Source organism: Sphingobium sp. MI1205, assembly GCF_001563285.1.
Classification (GTDB): domain Bacteria; phylum Pseudomonadota; class Alphaproteobacteria; order Sphingomonadales; family Sphingomonadaceae; genus Sphingobium.
In genome coordinates this window covers 2,101,667-2,124,789 of sequence record NZ_CP005188.1, presented here as the reverse complement: position 1 = coordinate 2,124,789, position 23,123 = coordinate 2,101,667, and the positions used below count along the sequence as shown (strand labels likewise).

33 protein-coding genes are annotated in these 23,123 nt (G+C 63.6%); 16 read left to right on the top strand and 17 right to left on the bottom strand.

Annotated elements, in window-relative coordinates:
* Positions 1-24 precede the first annotated feature (24 nt).
* Positions 25-543, bottom strand: coding sequence for a GNAT family N-acetyltransferase (locus K663_RS10305; RefSeq protein ID WP_062120691.1), 519 nt, complete (start codon positions 541-543; stop codon positions 25-27).
* A 111-nt stretch (positions 544-654) separates the two neighbouring features.
* Between K663_RS10305 and K663_RS10300 the strand changes: the two genes are divergently transcribed.
* Positions 655-1,038 carry a dihydroneopterin aldolase gene (locus K663_RS10300; RefSeq protein WP_062117004.1) on the top strand — a complete coding sequence of 128 codons (384 nt, stop codon included), beginning with the start codon at positions 655-657 and terminating at the stop codon, positions 1,036-1,038.
* A 9-nt stretch (positions 1,039-1,047) separates the two neighbouring features.
* Here K663_RS10300 and K663_RS10295 read toward each other — a convergent pair whose 3' ends face one another.
* Entirely contained in the window at positions 1,048-1,944 is an 897-nt protein-coding gene (locus tag K663_RS10295; RefSeq protein ID WP_443019005.1) for an isopenicillin N synthase family dioxygenase, read from the bottom strand.
* 124 nt (positions 1,945-2,068) lie between these two features.
* Here K663_RS10295 and K663_RS10290 point away from each other — a divergent pair, with 124 nt between their 5' ends.
* Positions 2,069-2,476: an EVE domain-containing protein gene (locus K663_RS10290; RefSeq protein ID WP_062117001.1), complete on the top strand. Its 408-nt coding sequence runs from the start codon at positions 2,069-2,071 to the stop codon at positions 2,474-2,476.
* Between the two features lie 137 nt (positions 2,477-2,613).
* Positions 2,614-2,898: a hypothetical protein gene (locus K663_RS10285; RefSeq protein ID WP_443018922.1), complete on the top strand. Its 285-nt coding sequence runs from the start codon at positions 2,614-2,616 to the stop codon at positions 2,896-2,898.
* Positions 2,899-2,966: 68 nt separating this feature from the next.
* Here the strand turns inward: K663_RS10285 and K663_RS10280 are convergent, their stop codons facing one another.
* Positions 2,967-3,269: a glycine zipper 2TM domain-containing protein gene (locus tag K663_RS10280; RefSeq protein WP_062116995.1), complete on the bottom strand. Its 303-nt coding sequence runs from the start codon at positions 3,267-3,269 to the stop codon at positions 2,967-2,969.
* A gap of 121 nt (positions 3,270-3,390) precedes the next feature.
* Between K663_RS10280 and K663_RS10275 the strand changes: the two genes are divergently transcribed.
* From K663_RS10275 to K663_RS10260, 4 genes are all read left to right on the top strand, one after another.
* Complete coding sequence (locus tag K663_RS10275; protein ID WP_062116992.1) at positions 3,391-3,831, top strand: cupin domain-containing protein; 441 nt, start codon at positions 3,391-3,393, stop codon at positions 3,829-3,831.
* A gap of 119 nt (positions 3,832-3,950) precedes the next feature.
* Positions 3,951-4,580, top strand: coding sequence for a class I SAM-dependent methyltransferase (locus K663_RS10270; RefSeq protein WP_062116989.1), 630 nt, complete (start codon positions 3,951-3,953; stop codon positions 4,578-4,580).
* 63 nt (positions 4,581-4,643) lie between these two features.
* Positions 4,644-5,576: an ABC transporter ATP-binding protein gene (locus tag K663_RS10265; RefSeq protein WP_062116986.1), complete on the top strand. Its 933-nt coding sequence runs from the start codon at positions 4,644-4,646 to the stop codon at positions 5,574-5,576.
* The gene (locus tag K663_RS10260; RefSeq protein WP_062116984.1) at positions 5,573-6,343 is read left to right on the top strand and encodes an ABC transporter permease; all 771 of its coding nucleotides are present in this window, start codon (positions 5,573-5,575) and stop codon (positions 6,341-6,343) included. Before K663_RS10265 ends, K663_RS10260 begins: the two co-directional genes overlap by 4 nt.
* Positions 6,344-6,376: 33 nt before the next feature.
* Here the strand turns inward: K663_RS10260 and K663_RS10255 are convergent, their stop codons facing one another.
* The 5 genes from K663_RS10255 to K663_RS10235 form a co-directional block, all read right to left on the bottom strand.
* Positions 6,377-6,697: a hypothetical protein gene (locus tag K663_RS10255; RefSeq protein WP_037466473.1), complete on the bottom strand. Its 321-nt coding sequence runs from the start codon at positions 6,695-6,697 to the stop codon at positions 6,377-6,379.
* Positions 6,698-6,783: 86 nt separating this feature from the next.
* Positions 6,784-8,160: an MATE family efflux transporter gene (locus K663_RS10250; protein WP_201026622.1), complete on the bottom strand. Its 1,377-nt coding sequence runs from the start codon at positions 8,158-8,160 to the stop codon at positions 6,784-6,786.
* 37 nt (positions 8,161-8,197) lie between these two features.
* Positions 8,198-9,127 carry a DUF808 domain-containing protein gene (locus tag K663_RS10245; RefSeq protein WP_062116982.1) on the bottom strand — a complete coding sequence of 310 codons (930 nt, stop codon included), beginning with the start codon at positions 9,125-9,127 and terminating at the stop codon, positions 8,198-8,200.
* A gap of 106 nt (positions 9,128-9,233) precedes the next feature.
* Positions 9,234-9,479 (bottom strand): hypothetical protein, encoded by a 246-nt coding sequence (locus K663_RS10240; protein WP_062116979.1) that lies wholly within the window; start codon positions 9,477-9,479, stop codon positions 9,234-9,236.
* Positions 9,476-9,808, bottom strand: a complete 333-nt coding sequence (locus tag K663_RS10235) for a hypothetical protein (RefSeq protein ID WP_062120682.1) — start codon at positions 9,806-9,808, stop codon at positions 9,476-9,478. The genes K663_RS10240 and K663_RS10235 overlap by 4 nt, the downstream gene beginning before the upstream one ends.
* A 124-nt stretch (positions 9,809-9,932) precedes the next feature.
* On the opposite strand from K663_RS10235, the gene K663_RS10230 reads away from it, so the two are divergent.
* Complete coding sequence (locus tag K663_RS10230) at positions 9,933-10,238, top strand: hypothetical protein (RefSeq protein ID WP_062116977.1); 306 nt, start codon at positions 9,933-9,935, stop codon at positions 10,236-10,238.
* 11 nt (positions 10,239-10,249) lie between these two features.
* Here the strand turns inward: K663_RS10230 and K663_RS10225 are convergent, their stop codons facing one another.
* On the bottom strand, positions 10,250-11,062 hold the full coding sequence (locus K663_RS10225) for a glutaminyl-peptide cyclotransferase (protein WP_083535872.1): 813 nt from the start codon (positions 11,060-11,062) through the stop codon (positions 10,250-10,252).
* Positions 11,059-11,796 carry a CAF17-like 4Fe-4S cluster assembly/insertion protein YgfZ gene (gene ygfZ, locus K663_RS10220; RefSeq protein WP_062116974.1) on the bottom strand — a complete coding sequence of 246 codons (738 nt, stop codon included), beginning with the start codon at positions 11,794-11,796 and terminating at the stop codon, positions 11,059-11,061. The genes K663_RS10225 and ygfZ overlap by 4 nt, the downstream gene beginning before the upstream one ends.
* Positions 11,797-11,844: 48 nt before the next feature.
* On the opposite strand from ygfZ, the gene K663_RS10215 reads away from it, so the two are divergent.
* Entirely contained in the window at positions 11,845-13,176 is a 1,332-nt protein-coding gene (locus K663_RS10215; RefSeq protein ID WP_062116970.1) for a dihydroorotase, read from the top strand.
* 16 nt (positions 13,177-13,192) lie between these two features.
* Here the strand turns inward: K663_RS10215 and rarD are convergent, their stop codons facing one another.
* The gene (rarD, locus tag K663_RS10210) at positions 13,193-14,050 is read right to left on the bottom strand and encodes an EamA family transporter RarD (protein ID WP_062116967.1); all 858 of its coding nucleotides are present in this window, start codon (positions 14,048-14,050) and stop codon (positions 13,193-13,195) included.
* Positions 14,051-14,091: 41 nt separating this feature from the next.
* A complete protein-coding gene (locus K663_RS10205) occupies positions 14,092-14,313 on the bottom strand; it encodes a hypothetical protein (protein WP_062116964.1) in 222 nt (73 codons plus the stop codon).
* A gap of 147 nt (positions 14,314-14,460) precedes the next feature.
* Here K663_RS10205 and K663_RS10200 point away from each other — a divergent pair, with 147 nt between their 5' ends.
* From K663_RS10200 to K663_RS10175, 6 genes are all read left to right on the top strand, one after another.
* On the top strand, positions 14,461-15,177 hold the full coding sequence (locus K663_RS10200) for a hypothetical protein (protein WP_062116961.1): 717 nt from the start codon (positions 14,461-14,463) through the stop codon (positions 15,175-15,177).
* Between the two features lie 61 nt (positions 15,178-15,238).
* Complete coding sequence (crcB, locus tag K663_RS10195) at positions 15,239-15,622, top strand: fluoride efflux transporter CrcB (protein ID WP_062116958.1); 384 nt, start codon at positions 15,239-15,241, stop codon at positions 15,620-15,622.
* Positions 15,619-17,007 (top strand): RluA family pseudouridine synthase, encoded by a 1,389-nt coding sequence (locus tag K663_RS10190; protein WP_062116955.1) that lies wholly within the window; start codon positions 15,619-15,621, stop codon positions 17,005-17,007. The genes crcB and K663_RS10190 overlap by 4 nt, the downstream gene beginning before the upstream one ends.
* Positions 17,004-17,663: an HAD-IA family hydrolase gene (locus K663_RS10185; RefSeq protein ID WP_062116952.1), complete on the top strand. Its 660-nt coding sequence runs from the start codon at positions 17,004-17,006 to the stop codon at positions 17,661-17,663. Before K663_RS10190 ends, K663_RS10185 begins: the two co-directional genes overlap by 4 nt.
* Positions 17,660-17,914, top strand: coding sequence for a hypothetical protein (locus K663_RS10180; RefSeq protein WP_062116949.1), 255 nt, complete (start codon positions 17,660-17,662; stop codon positions 17,912-17,914). The genes K663_RS10185 and K663_RS10180 overlap by 4 nt, the downstream gene beginning before the upstream one ends.
* A complete protein-coding gene (locus tag K663_RS10175) occupies positions 17,911-18,606 on the top strand; it encodes an ATP12 family chaperone protein (RefSeq protein ID WP_062116947.1) in 696 nt (231 codons plus the stop codon). The genes K663_RS10180 and K663_RS10175 overlap by 4 nt, the downstream gene beginning before the upstream one ends.
* A gap of 31 nt (positions 18,607-18,637) precedes the next feature.
* Here the strand turns inward: K663_RS10175 and K663_RS10170 are convergent, their stop codons facing one another.
* The 3 genes from K663_RS10170 to K663_RS10160 form a co-directional block, all read right to left on the bottom strand.
* Positions 18,638-19,318, bottom strand: coding sequence for a murein L,D-transpeptidase catalytic domain family protein (locus tag K663_RS10170; RefSeq protein WP_062116943.1), 681 nt, complete (start codon positions 19,316-19,318; stop codon positions 18,638-18,640).
* A gap of 90 nt (positions 19,319-19,408) precedes the next feature.
* On the bottom strand, positions 19,409-19,702 hold the full coding sequence (locus K663_RS10165; protein ID WP_062116942.1) for a hypothetical protein: 294 nt from the start codon (positions 19,700-19,702) through the stop codon (positions 19,409-19,411).
* Between the two features lie 6 nt (positions 19,703-19,708).
* Entirely contained in the window at positions 19,709-21,163 is a 1,455-nt protein-coding gene (locus K663_RS10160) for a L,D-transpeptidase family protein (RefSeq protein ID WP_062120669.1), read from the bottom strand.
* A gap of 57 nt (positions 21,164-21,220) precedes the next feature.
* Between K663_RS10160 and K663_RS10155 the strand changes: the two genes are divergently transcribed.
* A complete protein-coding gene (locus tag K663_RS10155; protein ID WP_062116939.1) occupies positions 21,221-22,123 on the top strand; it encodes a histone deacetylase family protein in 903 nt (300 codons plus the stop codon).
* Here the strand turns inward: K663_RS10155 and K663_RS10150 are convergent.
* Positions 22,120-22,692 carry a hypothetical protein gene (locus tag K663_RS10150; RefSeq protein WP_062116937.1) on the bottom strand — a complete coding sequence of 191 codons (573 nt, stop codon included), beginning with the start codon at positions 22,690-22,692 and terminating at the stop codon, positions 22,120-22,122. The two genes, K663_RS10155 and K663_RS10150, sit on opposite strands and share 4 nt — an antisense overlap.
* A gap of 74 nt (positions 22,693-22,766) precedes the next feature.
* Positions 22,767-23,087 carry a phosphoribosyl-ATP diphosphatase gene (locus tag K663_RS10145; RefSeq protein ID WP_037466828.1) on the bottom strand — a complete coding sequence of 107 codons (321 nt, stop codon included), beginning with the start codon at positions 23,085-23,087 and terminating at the stop codon, positions 22,767-22,769.
* Between the last annotated feature and the right edge of the window lie 36 nt (positions 23,088-23,123).

Here is a 23,123-nt window from a genome sequence, read left to right as displayed (position 1 = left end):
GCGCCATCGAAGGCAAAAGGGAAATTACGCGCGCGCCGTGATTCGCGGGCCGAGCATGCCCTGGCCGCCCAGTGCGCGGCCATCCACCGACAGGGCGAGCAGGCGGCGTGCCTCGAACGGGCCGGGGCACGTCCAGCCTTGCGTGGCGTTCGCCGTAAAGCCCCAGAAGCGGCCATAATATTCGGGATCGCCGATCATCATGAGCGGCTCGCTGCGGTGATTGCGGGCGGCGGTGACTACGGCGTCCATCAGGGCGCGGCCATGGCCGGTGCGTTGCAGGGCGGGTGAAACGGCGACGGGGCCGACCATGATAAGCGGGGTCTGCGCGCCATCCTCATCTGTAAGAGCGACGGGCCAGCTTTGCAGGGAGCCGACAAGTTCGCCATGCTCATCAACGATGCCGAAGGACAGTTCGGGCAGCCAGGGCATGCCGTCCCGGATCAGATAGGCGGTGCGGCCGTGCCGGTCGGGGCCGAATGCGGCGTCGAGCAGTTGCTCGATCGCCTCTTCCGCCACCATGTTGAGGGGCACGATATGAGACACGTCTTGCCGATCCGTCGTCAATGGCGCATGGACCGCGCCGGGAGCGGCGGGATTAGCGCCTGCTTCGCAAAATAAAAGTCTATTCTGGCCATCGCCAGCAGCAGGAAAGCCATGAACGCCGGATTTGACGATTTTCTGACGCTGGAGGTCAATCATCTGGATGTCGATGTCCTGACCGGCATCTATTCGGAAGAAACGCATCTGCCCCAGCCGCTGCGCATATCCATCCGCGCGCGGTTGAAGGTCGCGGATCATTATGGGCTGAATACGCCGTTGTCGCGGTCCAAAAACTACATGGACCTGAAACATGCCGCGACGGCCGCGCTGCCCGAAGGTCAGCATTTCACGCTGATCGAGGCGGTTGCCGATCATATCATCGAGACGATCTTTCTGCAGGATGACAAGGTGCTGCATGTCGAGGTCAAGATCATCAAGCTGGCGTTGAGCGAGAAGGGCGAGGAGATCGGGATCACGCTGGGGCGCTGGCGCAAATAGGCTGCGGCCTCAGCTCTTTATCAGGCCGATTTCGCGAAGCCGTTCGGTCAGATAGTCATGCGCGGTGATCGGCGGGTCGCGGCGGGGATGTGCAGCGTCCACACACTGGGGTAGCGGTTCGATCAGGAAATCGGGCCTCAAGTGCAGGAAGAAGGGCATGGAATAGCGCGCCACCCGGCGCCGGTCGGGCGGCGGATTGACGACGCGGTGGCTGGTGGAAGGCAGTCGGTGGTTGGTCAGGCGCTGGAGCATGTCCCCGACATTGATGGCCAGAGCGCCCGGCGGCGGGATGACCGGCAGCCAGTTGCCCTGCCGGTCGCGCAGCTCAAGCCCGCCTTCTTCCGCGCCGAGCAGCAGGGTGATGAGGTTGATGTCCTCATGCGCGCCCGCCCGGATGCCGGGGGCATCGGGCGAAACGGGCGGATAATGGAGTAGCCGCAGGATGGAGCTGCCATCCCGTATGGCGCTGTCGAACCAGCTTTCCGGCAAGCCGAGATAGAGGGCGATGGCCGACAGGATCTGACCGCCGACGCGGTCGAATTCCTGATAGAGGCGGCGGAATAGCGGCTGGAACTGAGGAATTTCGCTGGGCCAGACATTGGCGGGCATGGTCGCGGCAAGGGGATTGCCGCCGGGCAGGTCGCGTCCTACGTGCCAGAATTCCTTGAGGTCATTCTCGCTCGCCCCCTTCGCGATTTCACGGCCGAATGCGGTGTAGCCGCGCTGGCCGCCATTGTTTTTGGCGTCATAGCGCCGCTTCTTTTCTTCGGGCAGGGCGAAGAAGGCGCGGGCGAGCGCCCAGCCTTCATCGATCACGGTGGCGTCCACGCCATGATCCTTCACCATCGCGAAGCCGAACTGCTGAAAGGAGTCGCCGATCGCAGCGGCGAAATCCTGCTTTTCCATGGCCGCCAGCGACAGCAGCGGCACTTGTTCCAGCGAGGCTTGCGGCAAGGTTCTGAGGTTCCTTCTGTCACGGGTGTATGCCGCATCCTTGATCGGCCCACGCGGCTGATGCAAGGATATGGTCATGAACTATTGGCTGATGAAATCGGAACCCGACGTCTTTTCCTATGACGATTTGGTCGCGAAGGGGAAAGCGGAGTGGGATGGCGTGCGCAACCACGCCGCGCAGCTCAACATGAAGGCCATGCGGAAGGGCGATCTTTGCTTTTTCTATCACAGCAACATCGGCCTTGAAGTGGTGGGCGTCATGGAGATCGTCGAGGAAGCCGCGCCCGACAGCACGGATGAGAGCGGCAAATGGATCGCCGTGCATGTCGCCCCCAGGAAGAAATTGGCGAAGCCCGTCATGTTGAAAGCGATGAAGGCCGATCCGGCGCTGTCCGACATGGTCATGTTGCGGCAGTCGCGCCTCTCTGTGGCCCCGCTTACGCAGGCCCAGTTCCAGCACATAATCGCTATGTCCCAAGCGTGAGCGGCGATTGATTGCGCAAAGCGCAACTAGGCAGCCGTCATTTGCGATTGTCGCGCGGATGCACGCCGACATAAGATGCAATCAACAGAACAAGAATATCCAGAGGTGTTTGATCGGCATTCACAAGGAGTAAACCTATGCGAATGCTGTCCAAAATTGTACTCACCGGCGCCTTCGGCGCTGCCATTGCCGCCGTTGCTCCCGCCCAGGCGGAAGAAGCCAAGCAGCGCTTCACGCATGAAGGCTACACCTACGTTTACGACGTGAAGGACACCAAGACCGGCAAGGTGATTTCGGGCCGCCGTTATCCCGATGCCGTCGCCTTCAACCTGACCGTCAGGAATGGCAAGGTTTCGGGCGTGTCGGGTGGCCAGTCGGTCGCTTTCAAGGTCGAGGAAGCACGCGGCGCCACCGCAGAGTAAAATTCGGCTCTGGGCAAGATGAAGGGCGGCTCCCGACAGGGAGGCCGCCCCTTTTTCATGCGTGGAGTTTAGCGGCAGCGGCGCTTGCTGTCGATTTCCTTGCCCAGCAGCGCGCCGCCCGCGGCACCCAGGATCGTGCCGGTCGCACGGTCGCCACGGGTGTCGATCGCCCGGCCGAGCAGGGCGCCGCCCACGCCGCCGACGATCAGGCCGGTCGTGCCATCCGACTTGCGGCAGTAGGTTCGCCCGTCACGGCCGCGCCATTCGCGATAGCGATGATGCTCTCGAGCGCTGACCCCATCAGTGGGAAGCGCCATGGAAACGGGAATGGCCATCGAAAGGGCCGACAGGGCAATGATCGCTTTACGCATGAATTTCTCCTCCGAAACAATGATTTGATATCTGAACCCGCCAATATTGGAGGAGGTTGCATGAACGTACCACAACGCCGTAAGCCTTTTACTATAAAGGGAAAAAATAGGAGGATGAGCGGTGAGTGACAGCGGTGGCAACCACGCAAGGACGTTGATCGAAGCGCTGGACCTCAGCCCCCATCCCGAGGGCGGATGGTATCGCGAGACATGGCGCGCGGCGGTCGAAAGCGGGGAGCGCGCGGGCGGCACGGCGATCTATTTCCTGCTCGAATCGCATCAACGGTCACATTGGCACCGGGTCGATGCCAATGAACATTGGTTCTGGCACGGAGGCGCGCCGATAGCGCTGTCGATCGCGCCGGACGGCGGACCTGTGGAAAGGATCACGCTGGGCATTGACCTGGTGGAGGGGCAACGGCCACAGGCGCTGGTGCCGGCCGGTCACTGGCAAGCAGCAGAACCCCTGGGCGGGTGGGCGCTGGTCAGTTGTACGGTTATCCCCGGCTTCCAGTTTTCCGGTTTCACACTGGCTCCGCCCGGCTGGTGTCCAGCAGAATAGGCGGCGATGCCGCGCAAGTGAAAAATTTGCCTTCTATGGAGATGTTAAAGCCAATCGACGGCGCGTGCCGGGGTCGCTAAGGGGAATCGCAATGACATGTTCCTGGTTACCCTTCGCTCATGCATGACAACCCCAAGCGTAGCCGGGCGATTGCTTTGCCCAACGCGGAATTCCGTACGCGTGCGACGGAATATCTGGATTTTCTTGCAGCCTGGGTAAAAAAGCCGCGGCAGACTGCTTCGGTCGTGCCGAGCAGCCGTTATCTTGCCCGACTGATGGTCGGCCATATCGATCCGCTCGACGGCCCCGTGCTCGAACTGGGCGGCGGCACCGGGGTGTTCACGCGCGCCATCCTGCAGACCGGCCTGCCTGCCGAAAAACTGGAAGTGGTTGAAATCAATCCGGCTTTCGCGCGCGGGCTGCGGCGGCATTTCCCGCATGTATCGGTGCTGGAAACCCCCGCGCAGATCGTTTCGACCGTCGCTGCGGGGGAGCCGGGGCAGTATCAGACGGTGGTGAGCGGCCTGCCGTTGTTGGCGATGGACCGGCACATGCATGCGGACATATTGTCCGAATCCTTCCGCATGTTGCGTCCGGGGGGCAGTTTTATCCAGTTCACCTATTCGACGCGGCCGCCGGTCAGCCGTGATGTGCTGCATGCGCTGGACCTGGAAGTGGCCCGCGTTGGGCAGACGGTGCGCAATTTTCCGCCCGCCACGGTCTTCCGCTTCCATCGCCGGGGTGAATAGCCAAGGTTGCGCCGTGGCGTCGCCGCCCTATCTTGGCGTCGATATAAAGGGGCATTCGCGCGCATGGCGTCGATCATCACTATTTCCGGCCTGACGAAGAACTATGCGTCCGGCTTTCAGGCGCTGAAGGGCGTCGATCTTGAAATTGAGGAAGGCGAGATTTTCGCGCTGCTGGGGCCGAATGGCGCTGGCAAGACGACGATGATATCCATCATCTGCGGCAATGTGCGGCCGAGCGGCGGCACGGTGACCGTGGCGGGGTATGACATCGTGGTTGATTATCGCAGGTCGCGCTCCGCGATCGGGCTGGTGCCGCAGGAGTTGTTCACCGATGCGTTCGAGCGGGTGATCGACACGGTCCGCTTTTCGCGCGGCCTGTTCGGCAAGCCCCGCAACGATGCGCATATCGAAAAGATACTCCGCGACCTGTCGCTGTGGGACAAGCGCCATGCCAAGATGCTGGAACTGTCCGGCGGCATGAAGCGGCGCGTGATGATCGCCAAGGCGCTGTCCCATGAACCGCGCATATTGTTCCTGGACGAGCCGACCGCCGGCGTAGACGTCGAGTTGCGGCGCGACATGTGGAAGCTGATCGGTGAGCTGCGGAAAACCGGCGTGACCATCATCCTGACCACCCATTATATCGAGGAGGCCGAGGAGATGGCCGACCGCGTGGGCGTGATCAGCGGTGGCGAGCTGATCGTGGTCGAGGAAAAGACCGCGCTTATGCAGAAGCTGGGGAAAAAGTCGCTGACCGTGGTCCTGAACGAGCGAATGGAGCGCATCCCTCCCGAGCTGGGCGAGTGGAACGTGGCGTTGAAGGCCGATGGTCACGAAATCGAATATGTGTTCGATACGCGGGCGGAGCGGACGGGCGTATCGTCGCTGCTGCGCAAGCTGGGCGACCTTGGCATCGGCTACAAGGATCTCAACACGCAGCAAAGCAGCCTGGAGGATATTTTCGTGAGCCTGGTCCATCAGAAGAAGGCGGCATGAGCGGTTTCAACTTTCGGGCGATCTGGTCGATCTACAAATTTGAGCTGCATCGGTTCAGCCGTACGCTGCTGACCGGGCTGCTGGTCCCTGTCATCACGACGTCGCTCTATTTCGTGGTGTTCGGCGGCGCGATCGGGTCACGCATGACCGAGATTGACGGCATTCCTTACGCTGCGTTCATCGTGCCCGGCCTCATCATGATGTCGATGTTCACCGAAAGCATCTTCAACGCGAGCTTTGGCATCTACATGCCCAAATTTTCGGGGACCATCTATGAACTGCTGTCGGCGCCGATGTCTGCTGCGGAGACGGTGATCGCCTATGTCGGCGCAGCGGCGACGAAATCGTTGATCGTGGGCAGCATCATCTTCGTGACGGCGCATCTGTTCGTGGACATCCAGGTCGCCCACCCCCTCGCCATGCTGGGTTTCATGCTGCTGATCGCCATCAGCTTCTGCCTGTTCGGCTTCATCCTTGGCATATGGGCGCAGAGTTTCGAGCAGTTGCAGGTGATTCCGCTGCTGCTGGTCATGCCCATGACCTTCCTGGGCGGGGCGTTTTATTCAGTGCATATGCTGGCCGAACCGTGGCGGACAGTGACGCTGTTCAACCCGATCGTCTATCTGGTGTCCGGATTCCGCTGGACCTTCTTTGGGCGCGGGGATGTGGGGATAGAGTTCAGCCTGCTGTTCATAGCGGCGATGCTGGCAGTGTGCCTGGGCATCATCGGATGGATATTCCGCACCGGCTACCGGCTGAAGAAATGAAAAGGGCGGTCGCGCCGGACCGCCCGATGATATTCAGGCCGCTGCGCTTTCGGGCGCAATGGCGAAGAGGGTGACGCCCTTATATTTGTCGTCGCCTTCATTGTAGAGGCCGTACATCGCCTCGAATGTCTCATCCATGACGCTGACGTCGTTAAGGCCCGCCAGCTTGAATGTGCCGAGCTTCAATTCGCGCGGGGGACGGCCTTCGCGTTCCACGGTCACAGCGTCGATGAACATTTCGTCATGACGCGTGTAGAGGATGTGCGGGGCCAGCTTGACGACCATCTTGTTGTAGGTCGCCATCAGGCATTTCTGAAGCGCGATCGCTTCGAAAATGGTCGTCGGGGCAGTCATGATGCCCCGTCCTTTACCGATTTGGCGTCTGTGTTCAATTGCTTTGTGCGACGCACCATCGTCACTTGACGCATCCGGGGCATTTTTCAGGATGAGCCGACGAGCCCCAGCCGATAGCGCATCGTCCACCGGGCGAGCAGCAGCACGGCCACCACGCCAAGGCCGCTGGCGAGGCCCAGCCAGATGCCCAGCCCCTCCATCCCCAACGGGAAGGCGAGGAGCGTTCCGACGCCCACGCCGATGATCCAGTAACCGATCAGCGCAAAGATCATCGGCACCTTCGTATCGTTCAGCCCGCGCAGGACGCCCGCGCCGACGGCCTGCGTGGCATCGACCAGCTGGAAAAGCGCAGCGACCGCGAGGAAGCTGACGGCCAGAGCGGCTGTGCGGGCATTGGCGGGATCGGCAAGATCGAGAAACGCGCCGATCAGCAGGCGCGGAACCGCGATCAGCAGGATCGCTGCGGCAAGAGCAAAGCCAAAGCCGAGGATGAGGGCAAGCCAGCCGGACCGGCCAACGGCGGCAATATCGCCCCGCCCATAGGCCAGTCCCACGCGAACGGTCGCGGCCTGGCCGATGCCCATGGGCACCATGAAGAGGAGCGCGGCGATCTGAATCGCGACGGCATGGGCGGCGAGCGAATCGCGGCCGATAAGGCCCATCAGCAGGGCAGAGGCGTTGAACACGGTTGTTTCAAATCCGACCGTGATGGCGATCGGCAGGCCGAGCGCCCACACGGCGCGATGCCGTTCCCTGTCATGACTCCAGAAGCGGCCCAGCAGCCGATAGCGCCGGAAGCGTCGGTCGATCAGGATCACGGCGAGCAATCCTAGAAACAGGAACAGCGATGACAGGCTGCTCGCAAGCCCAGCGCCGAACAGGCCGAGAGCGGGCAGGCCAGCATGGCCGAAGATGAGCAGCCAGCCCGCGAGCAGGTTGAACGGGATGGCGAGCAGCATGATGACGACCGCCCAGATGGGACGTTCGAGCGCGGAGATGAAATTGCGCAGGGTGGTAAAGCCCAGAAAGGGCAGGAGCGCCCATTGCAGGCCATGCATCATCCGCCCGGCCTGATGGGCAAGATCGGGCTGCTGCCCCATGGCGAGGAGCAAGCCCTCGCTTTGCGACAGCAGCAGCCAGGCGGGCAGGACAAAGAGGAATGCGGCGCGCAGCGTCTGCTGGACGGTGCGGCGGACGTCCCGCACCGAATGGCGGCGGCGGCCACGTTCGTTGGCGATCAGCGGGGCGGCGGCCGTTACCAGGCCCATGCCGAAGATCAACAGAGCGTGGAACAGGTTGATCGCCAGCGCGCCCGCCGCGACGCCCTGCGCCCCAAGGCGGCCGATCAGCAACAGATCGGTCACGGCAATGCCCGCCCAGGCGATATTGCCCGCGATCATGGGAAGCGCCAGCGCCAGCAGCGCGCCCGCCTCGATACGCCAGGAGGATGCCTGCATGTTCATGTCTGGGCCAACGGACGGCTGGCAAGCTGCCGGTCGGTCAGTGCTTCTTGAACAGATGCATGGCCGCGACGATGATGCCGCCGATCACCAATCCGACGATGGCCGCGCCGATCGCATTCACCACCCATTCCACCACGGGAGCCATCATGGGTGTGGCGTGGGCCGCGCCCTCCGCAACATGATGGATCGCGCCGGGGATCAGATCCCAGTGAAATTCATGCAAGCCGTGGACGATCAGCCCGCCGCCCACCCACAGCATCGCAGCCGTGCCAACGACCGACAGGATCTTCATCAATATGGGCATTGCATGCACCAGTCCCCGACCCACGGCGCGGGTCGTGGAGGATGAGCGTTCGGCAAGGTGAAGGCCGATATCATCCATTTTCACGATCAGGCCGACCACGCCATAGACGCCTGCGGTAATGAGGATGGCGACGACCAGCAGGATGAGCGCCTGTTCCCACAGTGGTTCCGTTGCGACGGAGCCCAGCGCGATCGCCATGATTTCGCCCGAAAGGATGAAGTCGGTGCGGATTGCGCCAGAAACCTTCTGATCCTCCAGTTCCTGCGAACTGTGGGTCACCAGCGCTTCCTGCGCGACGTCATGGCCGCCCTGCATCGCCTCCAGCAGTTTTTCAGCTGCCTCGAAGCAGAGAAAGGCGCCGCCTAACATCAGCAGCGGCGGCAGCAGCCATGGCGCAAAGGCGCTCAGCAGCAGTGCGGCGGGCAGGAGGAAAAGGAGCTTGTTGCGCAGGGAGCCCCGCGCGATCTTCCAGATGATGGGAAGTTCGCGGTCGGGCGTCAGGCCCATGACATAGCGCGGCGTGACGGCCGCGTCGTCGATGACTACGCCGGCTGCCTTCGTGCCTGCCTTGCCTGCCGCCGCCGCGACATCGTCAAGGGACGTTGCAGTGATCTTTACGATGCCCGCTACGTCGTCGAGCAGCGCGATCAGACCCGAAGGCATGGATGTATTTCCCCTGTTGCAGGGCCAGTGCGAGGCCCTTTACGGCCTCGTCTCATAAGGACGAGGCCGGGCGGGGGCAATAACGGCTGTGATGGTCAGATAGCTGTCAGGCGACGCCGCGATAATTTCCGGGCGGGTCGCTGGCGGGGAAGGACTCGTCCACCTGTTCATCGACCATGTCCCAGTCGCGTGCGTCGATATGCTGCTCCTCTGGTCCCGCATCGCGGACGATGCCGGATGAGCCGACCGATCCGCGATCGTCAATGTCTCGCCTGGCCTGCCTTTCCTTCCAGCTCCGCCATGCGACGGTGCCGAGGCCGCCAAGAAATGCGAGTTTTAACAACCCCTTCATGATGATTTCTCCTGTGAATTGTGAACATGTACCCAATCGGCGCGGTTGTCGGTGACGCCATGGCGGGGGAGGGATATTTCGCCTTCCTCATCGGTGCCCGGTTCCGCTTGATCCCCGCCGGGCGTGGTCGCGACGGTCCAGCGTTCGCGCAGCGCCGCGTCGATCATCGCGCGCCACTGGCTTTCGTCGCCCGCTTTCCGCATTTCGGCATCCGGATCCTTCAAGATGGCAAGGATACTTGCCGCATCAGCAACCCGCTCCGGCCACTGTTCGGGGTTGCCAGTCGCGAGGTGGCGGGCCAGCCGTTCGATCAGGGTGCGCTCTTCCATGGCCGGGGAACGCGTGCCCATTGCTTCCGTTCCGCCGATTTCGTGACGGTAGCGCAGCGGTGTGAACCGGGTTGGCGGATGGTCGTTGAACGCGGAGGCGGGTACGGATGAAAGGAGACGGACGATGCCTCGCGGCGACAAGAGCAGCTATACCGGCAAGCAGAAGCGGAAGGCCGAGCATATCGAGGAAGGCTATGAAAAGCGCGGCGTTTCCCATGAGGAAGCCGAGCGGCGCGCCTGGGCGACGGTCAACAAGGAATCCGGCGGCGGAAACAGGTCCGGGTCCGGGCGCGGTAAGCCCGATAGCCATGTGTCGTCGCGCAAGGGCGGACGAAAAGGCGGCGCTGCGTCTTCCCGCCGATCTGCGGCGGACCGTTCAGCGGCCGCGAAGAAGGGTTGGGAAACCCGGCGCAAGAAGGCAACTGGATAAGCCCATCACCGTCATTCCCGCTGTTGCGGGGATGACGGAGGGGCGGCGTCAGCAGGCTGCACCCTTATCTCGAACAGCTTCGCCCAATATTTGCCGGTGACGAATATCCGGTCCGCCTTTGGATCATAGGCGATGCCGTTGGCAACCGCTTCGTCAGCCGTCGCGCCGCTGGCTTTCAGAAGTGGGCCAAGGTCGATCCAGTCGATCACATTGCCGCTCACAGGGTCAATCCGGGCGATACGGCTATCGTACCAGATGTTCGCCCAGATTTCGCCCCTCACATATTCCAGTTCGTTGAGCCGGTCGATGGGCTGTCCATTGAAGGAAACGGTGATGCGGCGCGTTTCGGCGAGGGTTTCTGGATCAAGGAAGCGAAGCTGCGCGGTGCCGTCGCTCATGATGATATTGCGGCCATCCTGCGTCAGGCCCCAGCCTTCGCCTTCATAGCGGAAGCGCGATATGGGCGAGAAGTCCTTGAGGTTCCAGACAAAGCCCTGACGATGACGCCAGGTGACGCTGACCAGCCGGTCTTTCCAGTTGACGATGCCTTCGCCGAAATAGGGCGGGGGAATGGCGCGCCGTTCAATGACTTTTCCGCTTTTCAGCGCGACCTTTCGGATTTCCGAGCGGCCCTCAAGCCCGGTGCTTTCGTAGAGCGCGCCTTCGTGGAAGAAGAGGCCCTGGGTGAAGGCGGACGGGTCGTGCGGGTAGCTCCTGACGAGCGTCCACGGCGTGTCTGCCTGTGCGGGGACGGCGAAGCAGGCGAGGAGAGTCGGCCACAACGCTATCCATCGCCGTTGATCGCGCCAGAAATAGGGCTTCATTCGGCGGCTTGCTCAGCGATCGCGGCGGCGAGCCATGATGGCAAGGTGGCGGGATCAATGTCCTCCACCCGGCGCAATTCTATTGACAGGCCAAGGTCTGAAAAAGCGGTGCGCTGGCGCTTCTCATCCGCTTGTTCCAGCGGCACGGCGATCAGGCGGCGGTTCACCTTGCTGCGATAATGCATGCGTGCGGTGTTTTCCTGCCCGACATAGCAGCCCTTGTCGAAATCGACGCCGCGCAGTTCCCCCGCGTTGGTTTCCAGCCACAGCGTCTGGTCCTGCCCCAGTTCGCCCGCGCCTTCAAAAACGCCAAGGGACAGGCGGTGCGCGCGGAAGGCGGTGGACGCGTCGCCCGGCTGCGGCGGCGCAAGCCAGCGATGACCGAGCGCTGGCAGGCGCGGGTCAAGGGGCTTGTCCGGTGCGTCGGGCGACCAGTGGACGGCAAGTCCCTCTTCGCGCGCAATCACGGCCTTGCGGCGCAGGCGGTAGAGCGTCAGGCGTTTCGCCAGCGCGTCGGCCTGCGCGGCTTCGCAATCGATCAGCACATCGTCGCCATCCGCCCACAGGATGAAGTCGAACAGCGCCTTCCCCTGCGGCGTCAGCAGCCCGGTCCATCGCGGTTCGTCGGGTTGAAGCGTCAGTACGTCGCGGGTCAGCAGGCCCTGGAGGAAGGACTTTGCTTCTTCGCCTGAAATTCTGATGATCGCGCGATCGCTTAGGGTGGTGCCGGTCATCGGCTTTAGGTAGGACAGGCGCCGATCATATCCAAGCGGCGAGCGACCATGTCCCAGAATTTCGACCTGATCCTGAAGAACGGCACCATCCACACCCCCGGCGGCGCGGACAAGGCCGATGTGGGCGTGCGCGGCGGCAAGGTGGTGGCGATCGGCACATCGCTGGGCGATGCGGGCGAGGTGATTGACTGCGCCGGGCTGGACGTCCTGCCGGGCTGCATCGACAGCCAGGTGCATTTCCGCGAGCCTGGACTGGAGCATAAGGAAGATCTGGAGTCGGGCAGCCGCGCGGCGGTGCTGGGCGGCATCACCGCCGTGTTCGAAATGCCCAACACCAATCCCAATACCGACAGCGAGGAGCGGGTGCGCGACAAGCTCAATCGCGCGCACCATCGCATGTGGTGCGATCACGCCTTTTATGTCGGGGCGACGGCGGACAATGCCGAACAGCTCAAGGAACTGGAGCGGATCCCCGGCACGGCGGGGGTGAAGATCTTCATGGGCGCATCGACCGGCAGCTTGCTGGTGGACGATGACGCCGCATTGGCCCGCGTGCTGGCGAGCGGCACGCGCCGTGTCGCCATCCATGCCGAGGACGAGGCGCGGATGAACGCGCGCAAGGATTTGCGGGTGGAGGGCGATCCGTCATCGCACCCCGTATGGCGCGACGATGAAAGCGCGATGATCGCGACCCAGCGGATCATCGGGCTGGCCCGCAAGGCGCGCCGCCGCATCCACATATTGCATGTGACGACGCCCGCGGAGCTGGAATATATCGCGGGGCACAAGGATATCGCGACCTGCGAGGTGACGCCGCAGCATCTGACGCTGGCCGCCGAGGATGCCTATCCGCGCCTTGGCACCTATGCGCAGATGAACCCGCCGATCCGGTCCGGCGCACATCGCGACGGCCTTTGGCACTGGCTCAATCAGGGCGTGCCCGATGTGCTAGGCAGCGACCATGCGCCGCATACCATTGATGAAAAGGCGAAGGCCTATCCTGCATCGCCCAGCGGCATGCCGGGCGTGCAGACGCTGGTTCCGCTGCTGCTCAACCATGTGGCGCAAGGGCGGCTGTCGCTGCGGCGCTTTATCGAGCTGACCTCGTCCGGCCCGCAGCGGGTGTTCGGGCTGGTCGGCAAGGGGCGCATCGCGCTTGGCTATGATGCCGATTTCACCATCGTTGATCTGAAGAAGCGCTGGACCGTGGGCAGCGACTGGCTGGCGTCGCGCTGCGACTGGTCGCCGTTCGAGGGGATGGAACTGACCGGCAAGGCGGTCGGCACGATCGTGCGGGGCAATCGGGTCATGTGGGAAGATACACTCGCCAACGAAGCGGTGGGCGAGGCGGTGCGGTTCGAAGCGACGGAGTTCGCCTGAGTCCCGGCCTCCGCCCTCAGCTTACCGCCAACCTGCCGCGCCGCGCCGCTGCATAGCTGTCTGTCGCGAAGAGGATCAGGCCGATCCAGATGAGCGCGAAGCTCAACACCTGGCCGTGCGTCAGCTTTTCGCCGTAAAGAAAGACGCCGCAGAAAAACTGCAATGTCGGCGCCAGATATTGCGTCAGTCCGAGCGTCGCCAGGGGCAAACGCTGGGCCGCCATGGCAAACAGGACGAGCGGCACCGTGGTTAGCGCGCCCGAGGCGACGAGCAGGCTGGTGAGATAGCTATCCCGCCCCAGGCTGATGCCGCCATGGTTCCACAACCAGACGAGATAGGCGAGGGCGACAGGCGTCAGGATCAGTGTTTCCGCGCCCAGGCCGACGAGTGGCGCCACGGGCGTCAGTTTTCGGATGAGGCCATATAAGGCGAAACTGATCGCCAGAGCGACGCTGATCCATAAGGTGGTAATCGCCGCAGCGGCCATGATGGCGACGCCCACCGCGGCGACGCCGATAGCGATCGCCTGCCCCCGTCTTAGCCTCTCTTTCAGCACCAGAACGCCCAGCGCCACATTCACCAATGGATTGAGGAAATAGCCAAGGCTGGCGGCGACCACATGGCCATCATTGACGGCCCATACATAGACCAGCCAGTTGATCGCGATGAACAGCGCAGACAATGTCAGCGGCAGCAGGAGGCGACGGTTGCGCAGGGTGGCGACGAGCGCAGCAAGGTTGCGCCGCGCGGCAAGCAGCACCAGGATCAGCGCCAGCGACCAGATGATCCGCTGGCTGACCACCTCAACCGGCGTGACGGCATGCAGCAGCTTGAAAAAGATGGGCAGGAGGCCCCAGATGCCATAGGCGCCCAGCGCTGTCAGCAGGCCGACCCGCAGTTCCTGTTGGCCCGGATTCAGAAGATGCCGCCACCCAGGAACAGCCGCAGCGTGCCGAAGGCCGCGACGAACAGGCAGAAATTACGGCCGCTGTTTCGCGTCGACAATATGCCGATCACGGCTCCAACCAGGGCGATGGGCACCAGCAGCCAGTTGAAGATACCCAGCAACGGCAGGAATGCCGGAATCATGAGTATCAGTGCGAACAGGCCGATCAGAATGGAAAGGGCGTTAAGCATAAATGGTGAAATGGCGCTTTCCTTGCGCGGGGGCAAGATGGTGTTTCAGCCAAATGCGTGCATCTGGAATATTTTAGTCATTTACCAAAATCCCTAACGGAAAATTAACCTGCGATCTTCATGCCTTGTTTACGAAGGAGTGAAGCCATGCCGCGTTTCCGTTCTGCCTGTGTCGTTGCCGTGCTGTTGGCGTTGCCGCTGGCAAGTTGCGGCAAAGGCGACAAGGAGGCTGACCTTAACGCGCTCGACGCCCAGCTCACCAATGATGCAGTAGATCCGGCGCTGAATGAAGCGCTGGCAGGCAAGATCGTGGTCGATCCCAAGCTGGCCGGCCAATCCAACCGCAATGCGACGCTTCCCGTGTTGAAGGGCGACGCCGCCAAGGCGCTGGCCGAATCGGTCAAGCTGGCGGGCGGGAAGCTGCTCGCGACGCCCGCGCCGACGCAAGGGGAAGCCGTCGAATCGACGGAGACGCTCAAGGCCGTCGCGCAGGAGCAGCAAAAGCCGGGCGGCAACGCCTTTTGCCGCAAGCAGCTGGCCTATGGCATGCAGTGGGCCAGCCGGTTGCCCGATCCCTTTACCGTTTATCCCGGCGGTCAGTTGAAGGAAGCGGCGGGCGCGGACAAAAATGGCTGCACCCTGAGGGTCGCCACATTCGTGACGCCAGTGCCGCGGCAGAGCGTAATGGACTTCTATTACACCCAGGCGCGCCGTTCCGGCTTTGATGCAGAACATACGGTGATGGGCGGGGATCATGTGCTGGGGGGCACGCGCAAGGATGACGGCGCTGCGTTCCTGCTGATGTTCAGCGATGCGCCGGGCGGACGGACGAACGTCGACATCATTGCCGATAACGGGCAGTAAGCGGCCAGAAAGGCGCGCGCGCCCATTTTCTTTGCCGCGTTTTGCCTCTAGGGCGGGCGGCATGAACAATATCCTCCTCGTCATGAGCGGCGGCGCCGTGGGCGCATTGGCCCGCTACCAGCTTGGCCGCCTGGCCGGGCACATGCTGCCGGGCGCTTTATGGCCGTGGGGGACATTTGCCGCCAATGTGCTGGGGGGCCTTGCCATGGGATTGCTCGCCGGATGGCTGGCGCGATTCAACAGCGGGTCGGGCGAGGCGGTGCGACTGCTGCTGGCGGTGGGCGTGCTGGGCGGTTTCACGACCTTTTCCTCCTTCAGCCTGGAGACGGTGCTGATGATCGAACGTGGCCAGATGGGCATGGCGCTTGGCTATGCGGTGCTGTCCGTGGTGGTGTCGGTCGCCGCGCTGGCTGGCGGCCTTGGCCTTGTCAGGAGCGTCGCATGAAGGGTCGTCCTCCGGGCAAGTCGTCGGGGCCATCGCGCGGTGGCGGTAAGCCAGGCGGCGCTGGCGCAGGCAGAGGCACTGGCTCCAAGACCGGTACTGGCAGCCGCACCGGTACTGGCGGCGCGCCGGGCAGGGCGCGTGGCGCGGCCAAGGCTGCGCGCGCGCGCAAGCCCGATGCGCCAAAGCCCCAGATCAAGTCGGCAGCTTCGAAGGCGGCTGCGCCAAAGCCAGCCGCAAAGCCTGCAACGGTGAAGGCCAATCCGGCCAAGGGCGTTTCCCTGGACGTCCGTCAGTTCCGCGTCGGCGCGGATGACGATGGCATCAGGCTGGATCGCTGGTTCCAGCGGCACCTGCCCGATGTCGGCTTCAACAGCGTGTCCCGCTGGGCGCGCACCGGCCAGTTGCGGGTCGATGGCGCGCGCGCCGCGCCCGGTGATCGGCTGACCCAAGGGCAGATGATCCGGGTTCCTCCCGCTGAACCCAAGGCTGTCGAGACGGCCAAGCCCCGCCGCGCTCGCCCGGAACTGAGCGAGCAGCAGACGACCTTCGCGCAGAATATGGTCATCCATCGCGACGCGCAGGCGATCGTCATTAACAAGCCACCGGGCCTCGCCACGCAGGGCGGGACCAAGACCGACGAGCATGTCGATGGGCTGCTCGACGCGCTGGAATATGAACTCGACCAGCGGCCAAAGCTCGTCCACCGGCTCGACAAGGATACGTCCGGTGCGCTGCTGATAGCCCGGACGGCGCGATCGGCCGCCTATTTCGCCAAGGCCTTTTCCAGCCGCACCGCGCGCAAGGTTTATTGGGCCATCGTCATGGGCGTGCCGTCGATCGAGGATGGCATGATCGAACTGCCGATCGCCAAGCAGCCCGGCACCGGCGGCGAGAAAATGCATGTCGATGAAGAGGAGGGGCTTCCATCCCGGTCGCGTTATCGCGTGATCGAGCGGGCGGGCAATCGCGCCGCCTGGGTCGAGCTGCAACCGCATACCGGCCGCACGCATCAACTGCGCGTCCATATGGCGGCGATCGGCCATCCTATCGTTGGCGACGGCAAATATGGCGGCAAGGAAGCGTTTCTTTCCGGGTCGATCAGCCGGAAGATGCATTTGCATGCCCGCCGCATCCGGGTGGATCATCCCGACGGCGGCCGGATCGACGTGCGCGCCGACCTGCCTGAACATTTCATCACCAGCCTGACGTCGCTCGGCTTTGACATCAACGCCGGAGACCTGCCGCTGGACGAGGAAATCGCCCGCGCGCCCACCCGCGAGGACGAAAAGAAGGTGGCACGCGCGCACGCCAAGCAGGTCCGCAAGGAACGCCGCGGCGAACGCAGGTCGCGAGGGGCAGGCGGCAGCGGGCCACGCAAGAAATGAGCAACCGGCTTGCCGTGTTCGACTGCGATGGCACGCTGGTCGATAGCCAGCACAGCATCTGCGCGGCCATGACCCGTGCCTTTGAGGGTGAGAAGCTCACGCCCCCGGACCGCGCGCGCATCCTGTCCGTGGTCGGGCTTTCGCTGCCGCTGGCGATCGCGCGGCTATTGCCGGAGGCGCAGGCCGATTTTCACGATCATTTGTCCGAAAGCTACAAGCGCGCATTCCACCGGTTGCGGCAGGACAATGCTTTGTCCGAACCGCTTTATCCCGGCATGGCGGAACTGATCCGCGAACTTGAAGCCGATGGCTGGCTGCTGGGCGTGGCGACCGGCAAGTCGGATCGCGGCCTTGCCCTCTGCCTGAGCCATCATGGCATCCACGCGCATTTCATCACACTTCAGACAGCCGACCGGCATCCGTCGAAGCCGCACCCCTCCATGCTGCTGACCGCCATGGCGGATGCTGGCGCTGCGCCGGAAACGACGGTGATGATCGGCGACACCAGCTATGACATCGACATGGCGCTTGCTGCCGGCACCCGCGCGTTGGGCGTCGGCTGGGGCTATCATCCGCCGTCGGAGCTGATCGCCGCAGGTGCGCATGGCGTGGCGATGGACAGCGGCGAACTCAGGACGCATATCGGCGCAAAATGACTGACTTTCCTCCACCACCACCCGTCGATCCTGAAAAAGCCGCGCGCCAGCGTCATTTCGCGCTGGGCCTGTTCCGCCTGTCCGGCGCATTGCTGGTGATGTTCGGATTTCTCATCCTGATGCAGCGGTTCAGCTGGGTTCAGGGCGGGAAGGCCAAGGCGATGGGCATTATCTTCGTGATGGTCGGGCTGTTCCAGTTCATCATCGTGCCCCGCCTGCTGCTGGCGCTGTTTCGGAAACCGCCGCAATGAAGCGCTTTTACAAGGATGTCGCCGTGGTTCCCGGCGACATGGGTCATGAGATCCAGCTTGACGGGCGACCGGTGCGGACCCCGGCGCGGGCGGCGCTGGCCCTGCCAACCGTGCGCCTGGCGGAAGCGGTGGCGGACGAATGGCGATTGCAGGGCGAGACCGTCGATCCGCGCACCATGACCTTCACCGGGTTGGCCAATGGCGCAATTGACCAGATCGCGCCCAATCGGGACAGCTTTGCTGCGGGGATCGCACGTTACGGGACCAGCGACCTGCTCTGCTATCGCGCGGAGGGGCCGGCCGAGTTGATCGGGCGTGAGGCGGCAGCGTGGGATCCGCTGCTCGATTGGGCGCGGCGGCGCTATGACGTCACTTTTCGGGTGACCCATGGCATCATCCCGGTCGACCAGCCGTCCGAAACGCTGGAGCGGCTGGAAGCGGCGGTGATGGCCTATGATCCGTTCATGCTGGCCGGGCTGTCGACGCTGGTGACATTGTCGGGATCGCTGGTGTGCGGACTGGCTGTTGTCGAGGGCGGGCATGACGCCGGTGCCGTCTGGACAGCCTCCGAGATTGATGAAGCCTGGGAAATCGAGCAGTGGGGCGAGGACGCCGAAGCGGCCGCCCGGTCAGCACGGCGGCGGGACGAGTTCGCGATGGCTCAGCGTTTTTGTGCGTTGGTGAACGGCTGACCGGTCCGCCTGAAGTGCCGTCCGGCCGCTATCAGGCGTCCACCGAACCCAGCTTGTTGGCATAGACCATCCGCCCAGACCCCAGCAGCCCCAGCAGCTGCGGCAGCATGTGGCGGGCGACCGCGAAGCATCCTTCACTGCGGCCGACCTTGCCCCAGGAAGCGATATGATCCTCGCTCACATAATCCGCGCCATGGACGACGATCGCGCGCATTTCCGCATTGTTGTTCTGGGGGTCAAGACCGGCAAGACGCATCGCCTGGCCATGCTGCCCGTGGTAGATTTCGCCGGTCTTGTACGCCCCGGCCGAACTGGCGAGCGAGTTGGGCTCGTTGGAAAAGGTCTGGAGCCAGCCGGAATGGGCTGGGTCCGATCCACGGCCATGGGCGACCAGATAGGAACTGGAATGGCCGCCAACCAGATCGACGATGTGGAAGCGCAACTCGCGTGAAGGCGCGTTGAAATCAGCGAGCGCGACCCGGTCACGCAAGGTGAATAAATGCCCATGCTGATCCAGCGCAGCTTTCGCGCGATCCAGCAGTTCGGCATAGGGCTGCCTGGCCAGAGGCGTCACGGGATGGGGCGTGGGGGGCGGCGGCAACGGCGATGCGGGCCGCGGCGTGCCCGGAAGGGCGGCGCGGCCAACGCTATCGGCGAGAAAGGAAAAGGCGAGCCCGCTTAAAGCGAGCCTCGTAAAACTGCGGCGATCCATAAGGTCTAATATAGCAAAGACGTCCCGCCAGTCCAAGACCGGGGCGAAGAAGGCTGGCCGCTACTCGTCCGAAGGCGGCCAGCCTTCGGCTCAGTCAGTCGAGTTGGAGCCTTCGGATGACTGGCTGTCGAGCCGCGCGGTCATGCCCGTAGCCTCAGCATCATCCAGGATCTGCTGCTGTTCGGAAATGGTCGGCGGCGGTGCGGGTTCCGGCGCGGCGCTATTGTTCGACGGCGGCGGCAGCGGCGCTTCGGGTTCCTCGATAATCACATTTTCGACCGGCGGTTCGACCAGATTGTTGGTCGCAGGCGCTTCCTCTTCCTGCTTTCCGCAGGCGGAGAGGGCGAGCGCACCGGCGAGGGCGGCGAGGGCAATCTTGCGCATGGGGTATCAATCCTTCGATGCGATGGTGGGGGCGGGGGCGACCGTGGGGTCCAGGCGGCTGCTCGACGCCTCGATCTTCTGCGCGAGCAGCTTGTCCCAGCCATAGGGATCGGAACGGAAGTTCATGGTGCCGTTGCTGCTGGCAAAGGCGGTCCAGTAGAGCAGGTACACCGCGACTTCCTGGGGCAATTGCACGCGCTGCGTCTTGCCCGTGTCGATCAGGGACTGCACCTGGCCGGCCAGCTTGGGGTCGCCCTGCACCATCAACTCGGCCAGCGCCAGCGGCTTTTCAAGCCGGATACAGCCATGGCTGGCGAGCCGGTCATAGCTGGCGAATTTCGCCCGGGCTGGCGTGTCGTGCAGATAGACGGCGAAGGGATTATTGAAATCGAACTTCAACCGGCCGAGCGCGCTGTTCGGGCCAGCGGGCTGGACGATCCGCTCGCCATTTTCAGGCGTGCCGACGATCCTGTAACCCTGCCGGATCAGCGCGGCGCGCCCCTTGGGCCACAGTTCCTTCTTGGCGATGGAGGCGGGGACGTTCCAGGGTGGGTTGACGACGATCGAATGAATGCTGGACGTCAGCATCGGCGTCGCATTGTCGGGCGATCCGGTGACGGCCCGCATCGACGTCACAGGCTGGTCGCCTTCGAACAGGGTGAGGACAGCGGCGGCGATGTTCACCTGAACCCGGTTGACGGGCAGTTGCCGCGGCATCCAGCGCCACCGTTCCATGTTCGCCATGATCGCGGCGATGCGATCATCGACGGGCACGTTGAGTTCCCTGAGCGTGCGCGTGTCCAGCAGGCCGGTGGGATTGAGACCATAGCGGCGCTGCGCCCGCTGAAGCGCGTCGGACAGCTTTTCGCCGGGCTGAACGCTCTTGTCCTCGATGGCGAGGCGTGCGCGCACGACGTCCGGGGCGGATTGAGCCGTCAGGGCTGGCCAGCCGCCGGTATCGCGAATCCCCTCATAAGTGGCGAGACCACGGCGCAGACCGTCATAACCCGAATAGGGCGGCGTCAGGCCAGCGGCCCACTGTGGCAAACGATCTTCGGCGATCGCGCGCGCCAGGCCGGGGCGCTGATCGAAGGCGGCGGGACGCAGCGCCCAGATGTTGAGGAAGTCGGCGGTATCGACTCGCCCGGTGCTGAGCGCCTTGGCCCGGTCGAGCACGGCGGAAATCAGCGCCTCTCCACCAAGTTCCCTCGTCGCCTTCCTGCGCGCCATCAGGCCCTGTTCCGCGCCGCCCTTCAGCCATTCGTTCAGCCAGGCCTGTTGCGCGGCCGATGGAGGGGGGATCTGCACGGGCGGCGGGATGACGATGGCGGGCGGCGCAACGACCGGCGGAGCGGGCGCGGGCAGGGTGGGCGCGACGGCCGGAGGCTGCGCCAAAGCGGGCGACGCGGCCAGGCCAAGCAGGGATGGAATGCAAAAACGGATCAAATCGGGACGGTTCATGCTGGACCAGATAGCGCAAAGCCCCCATCGTTCAAACTCGCGATCGCGGAAAAGATGATGCTTCATGTCGTTCACCATCCTGCCTATGTCTCCCCGGCAACAGCGGGAAGCCGATTTCGCTTCGACAAATATGGGCTTGTTATGGAAGCACTTGCGCTAGGCAGGGCCACCTTTACCGTCCATGAACCCGATCCCATGCCCCGCCGATGGATCGAGGCCGTTCATGATCCCGCCTATGTGGAAGAGGTCGCGACGCTCAACGTGCCGTCTGAAAAAGAGCGGCGGATCGGCTTTCCGGTGACAGACCGGGTCATGCGCCGGTCGATGCTTTCCCCCGGCGGGACATGGGCGGCGGCAAAGCTGGCGATGGCGCATGGCTATGCCGCCAATGCCGCAGGCGGCAGCCATCATGCGCTGTACGATGGCGGTGCAGGCTATTGCGTGTTCAACGATCTCGCCATCGCGGCCAATCGCTTGATCGCGGAAGGTGACGCGCGCCGCATCCTGATCCTGGACCTGGATGTGCATCAGGGGGATGGCACCGCGCAACTGTTGGCGGGCCGGGACGACATCTTCACCCTTTCGATCCACGCGGAAAAGAACTTTCCTGTTCGCAAGGCGGTTTCGTCATTGGACATCGCGCTGGCGGATGGTGTCGGCGATGGGGAATATATGGCGGCGCTCATGGATGTGCTCCCCGATACGCTCGACAGTTTTGCGCCGGACCTGATCCTTTATCAGGCAGGCGTCGATCCGCATGCGGACGACAGGCTTGGCCGTCTTTCGCTGACCGACGCCGGGCTGGAGGCGCGGGACCGGGCGGTGATGCGCGAGGCGCGGCGGCGGGGCGTGCCGCTCGCCAGCACCATGGGCGGCGGCTATGGCGAGGACAGGATAGCCGTCGCTCGCCGCCATGCCGCCTGTATGGTCCGTCTGGCCGAGGAAGCGATGCAGCCCTAGTGCAGCGTTCCGTTGTCCACGGGAGCGGCGATGCGGCTTTCCATGAGCCGGGCGGCGATCAGCCCCGCTGCGGCGAGACCGAGAAAGTCGCTGAAGGCAAGATAGAGGATATAGCCCCAGGGCGCATGGTTGGCGACGGCCTGGCCGATGTCCAGCCACAGCACGGCGGCCAGTGCAAAGAGGATCGTGGTGCGGGCACGGCTACCGAAATCCGCAGCGGTGAACCGCAGGGCAAAAGCGATCACCGTGCCAGTTACCAGCGCCAGGATCAGGCCGCCGATCAACGCCGAACTGTCGGTGACCGGAAAGCCGCTTTCATTGTAGAAGATTGTGGCGACCGGACCCTTGCCATACAGGATGGTTCCCTGCGCGCTGGCCGGATCGGGGATCACATAGACGCCTGTGCCGGTTTGGGTGAGCGCCTGCGCCAGTCCCGCTTGCAGGTTGGCGCTCGCGCCTTCCCCGGCCCGGTGATAGGCTATGGCGCTGAGCGGCGTTCGCCAGAACAGGAAGTTGATCACGTAAAGGGTAAAGCCCCCCAAAAGCCCGCCGACGACCGTTCTTACCATATGCCCTCCTGTTCAAATTTACCTTTCGGCAGAGCAGAAAACGCGGATGGAGCGAAATCTTTCCGGTGGCGAAATCAATCGGGCTGGCGCGCGGCTTTCTCGGCGATGCCCGACACGCCTTCGCGCCGGTCGAGTTCGTCAAGGACGGCATCGAGCGGAACATCCATGTCGGCCAGCAGCACGAGCAGGTGAAAGAGCAGGTCGGCGCTCTCCCCGATCGCGCCTTCGCGGTCGGAAGCCATGGCGGCGATCACGGTTTCGACGGCTTCCTCGCCCACCTTCTGGGCGATCTTGCCCCGGCCGCGCGCCGTGAGCTTTGCCACATAGGATTGGGACGGGTCAGCCGTCCGCCGCTGGCGGATCGTCTTTTCAAGGTCGAACAGGGTTGAGCGCATGGCGTCCATCAAGCGTTCGCGGCTGTGCGCGTCAAT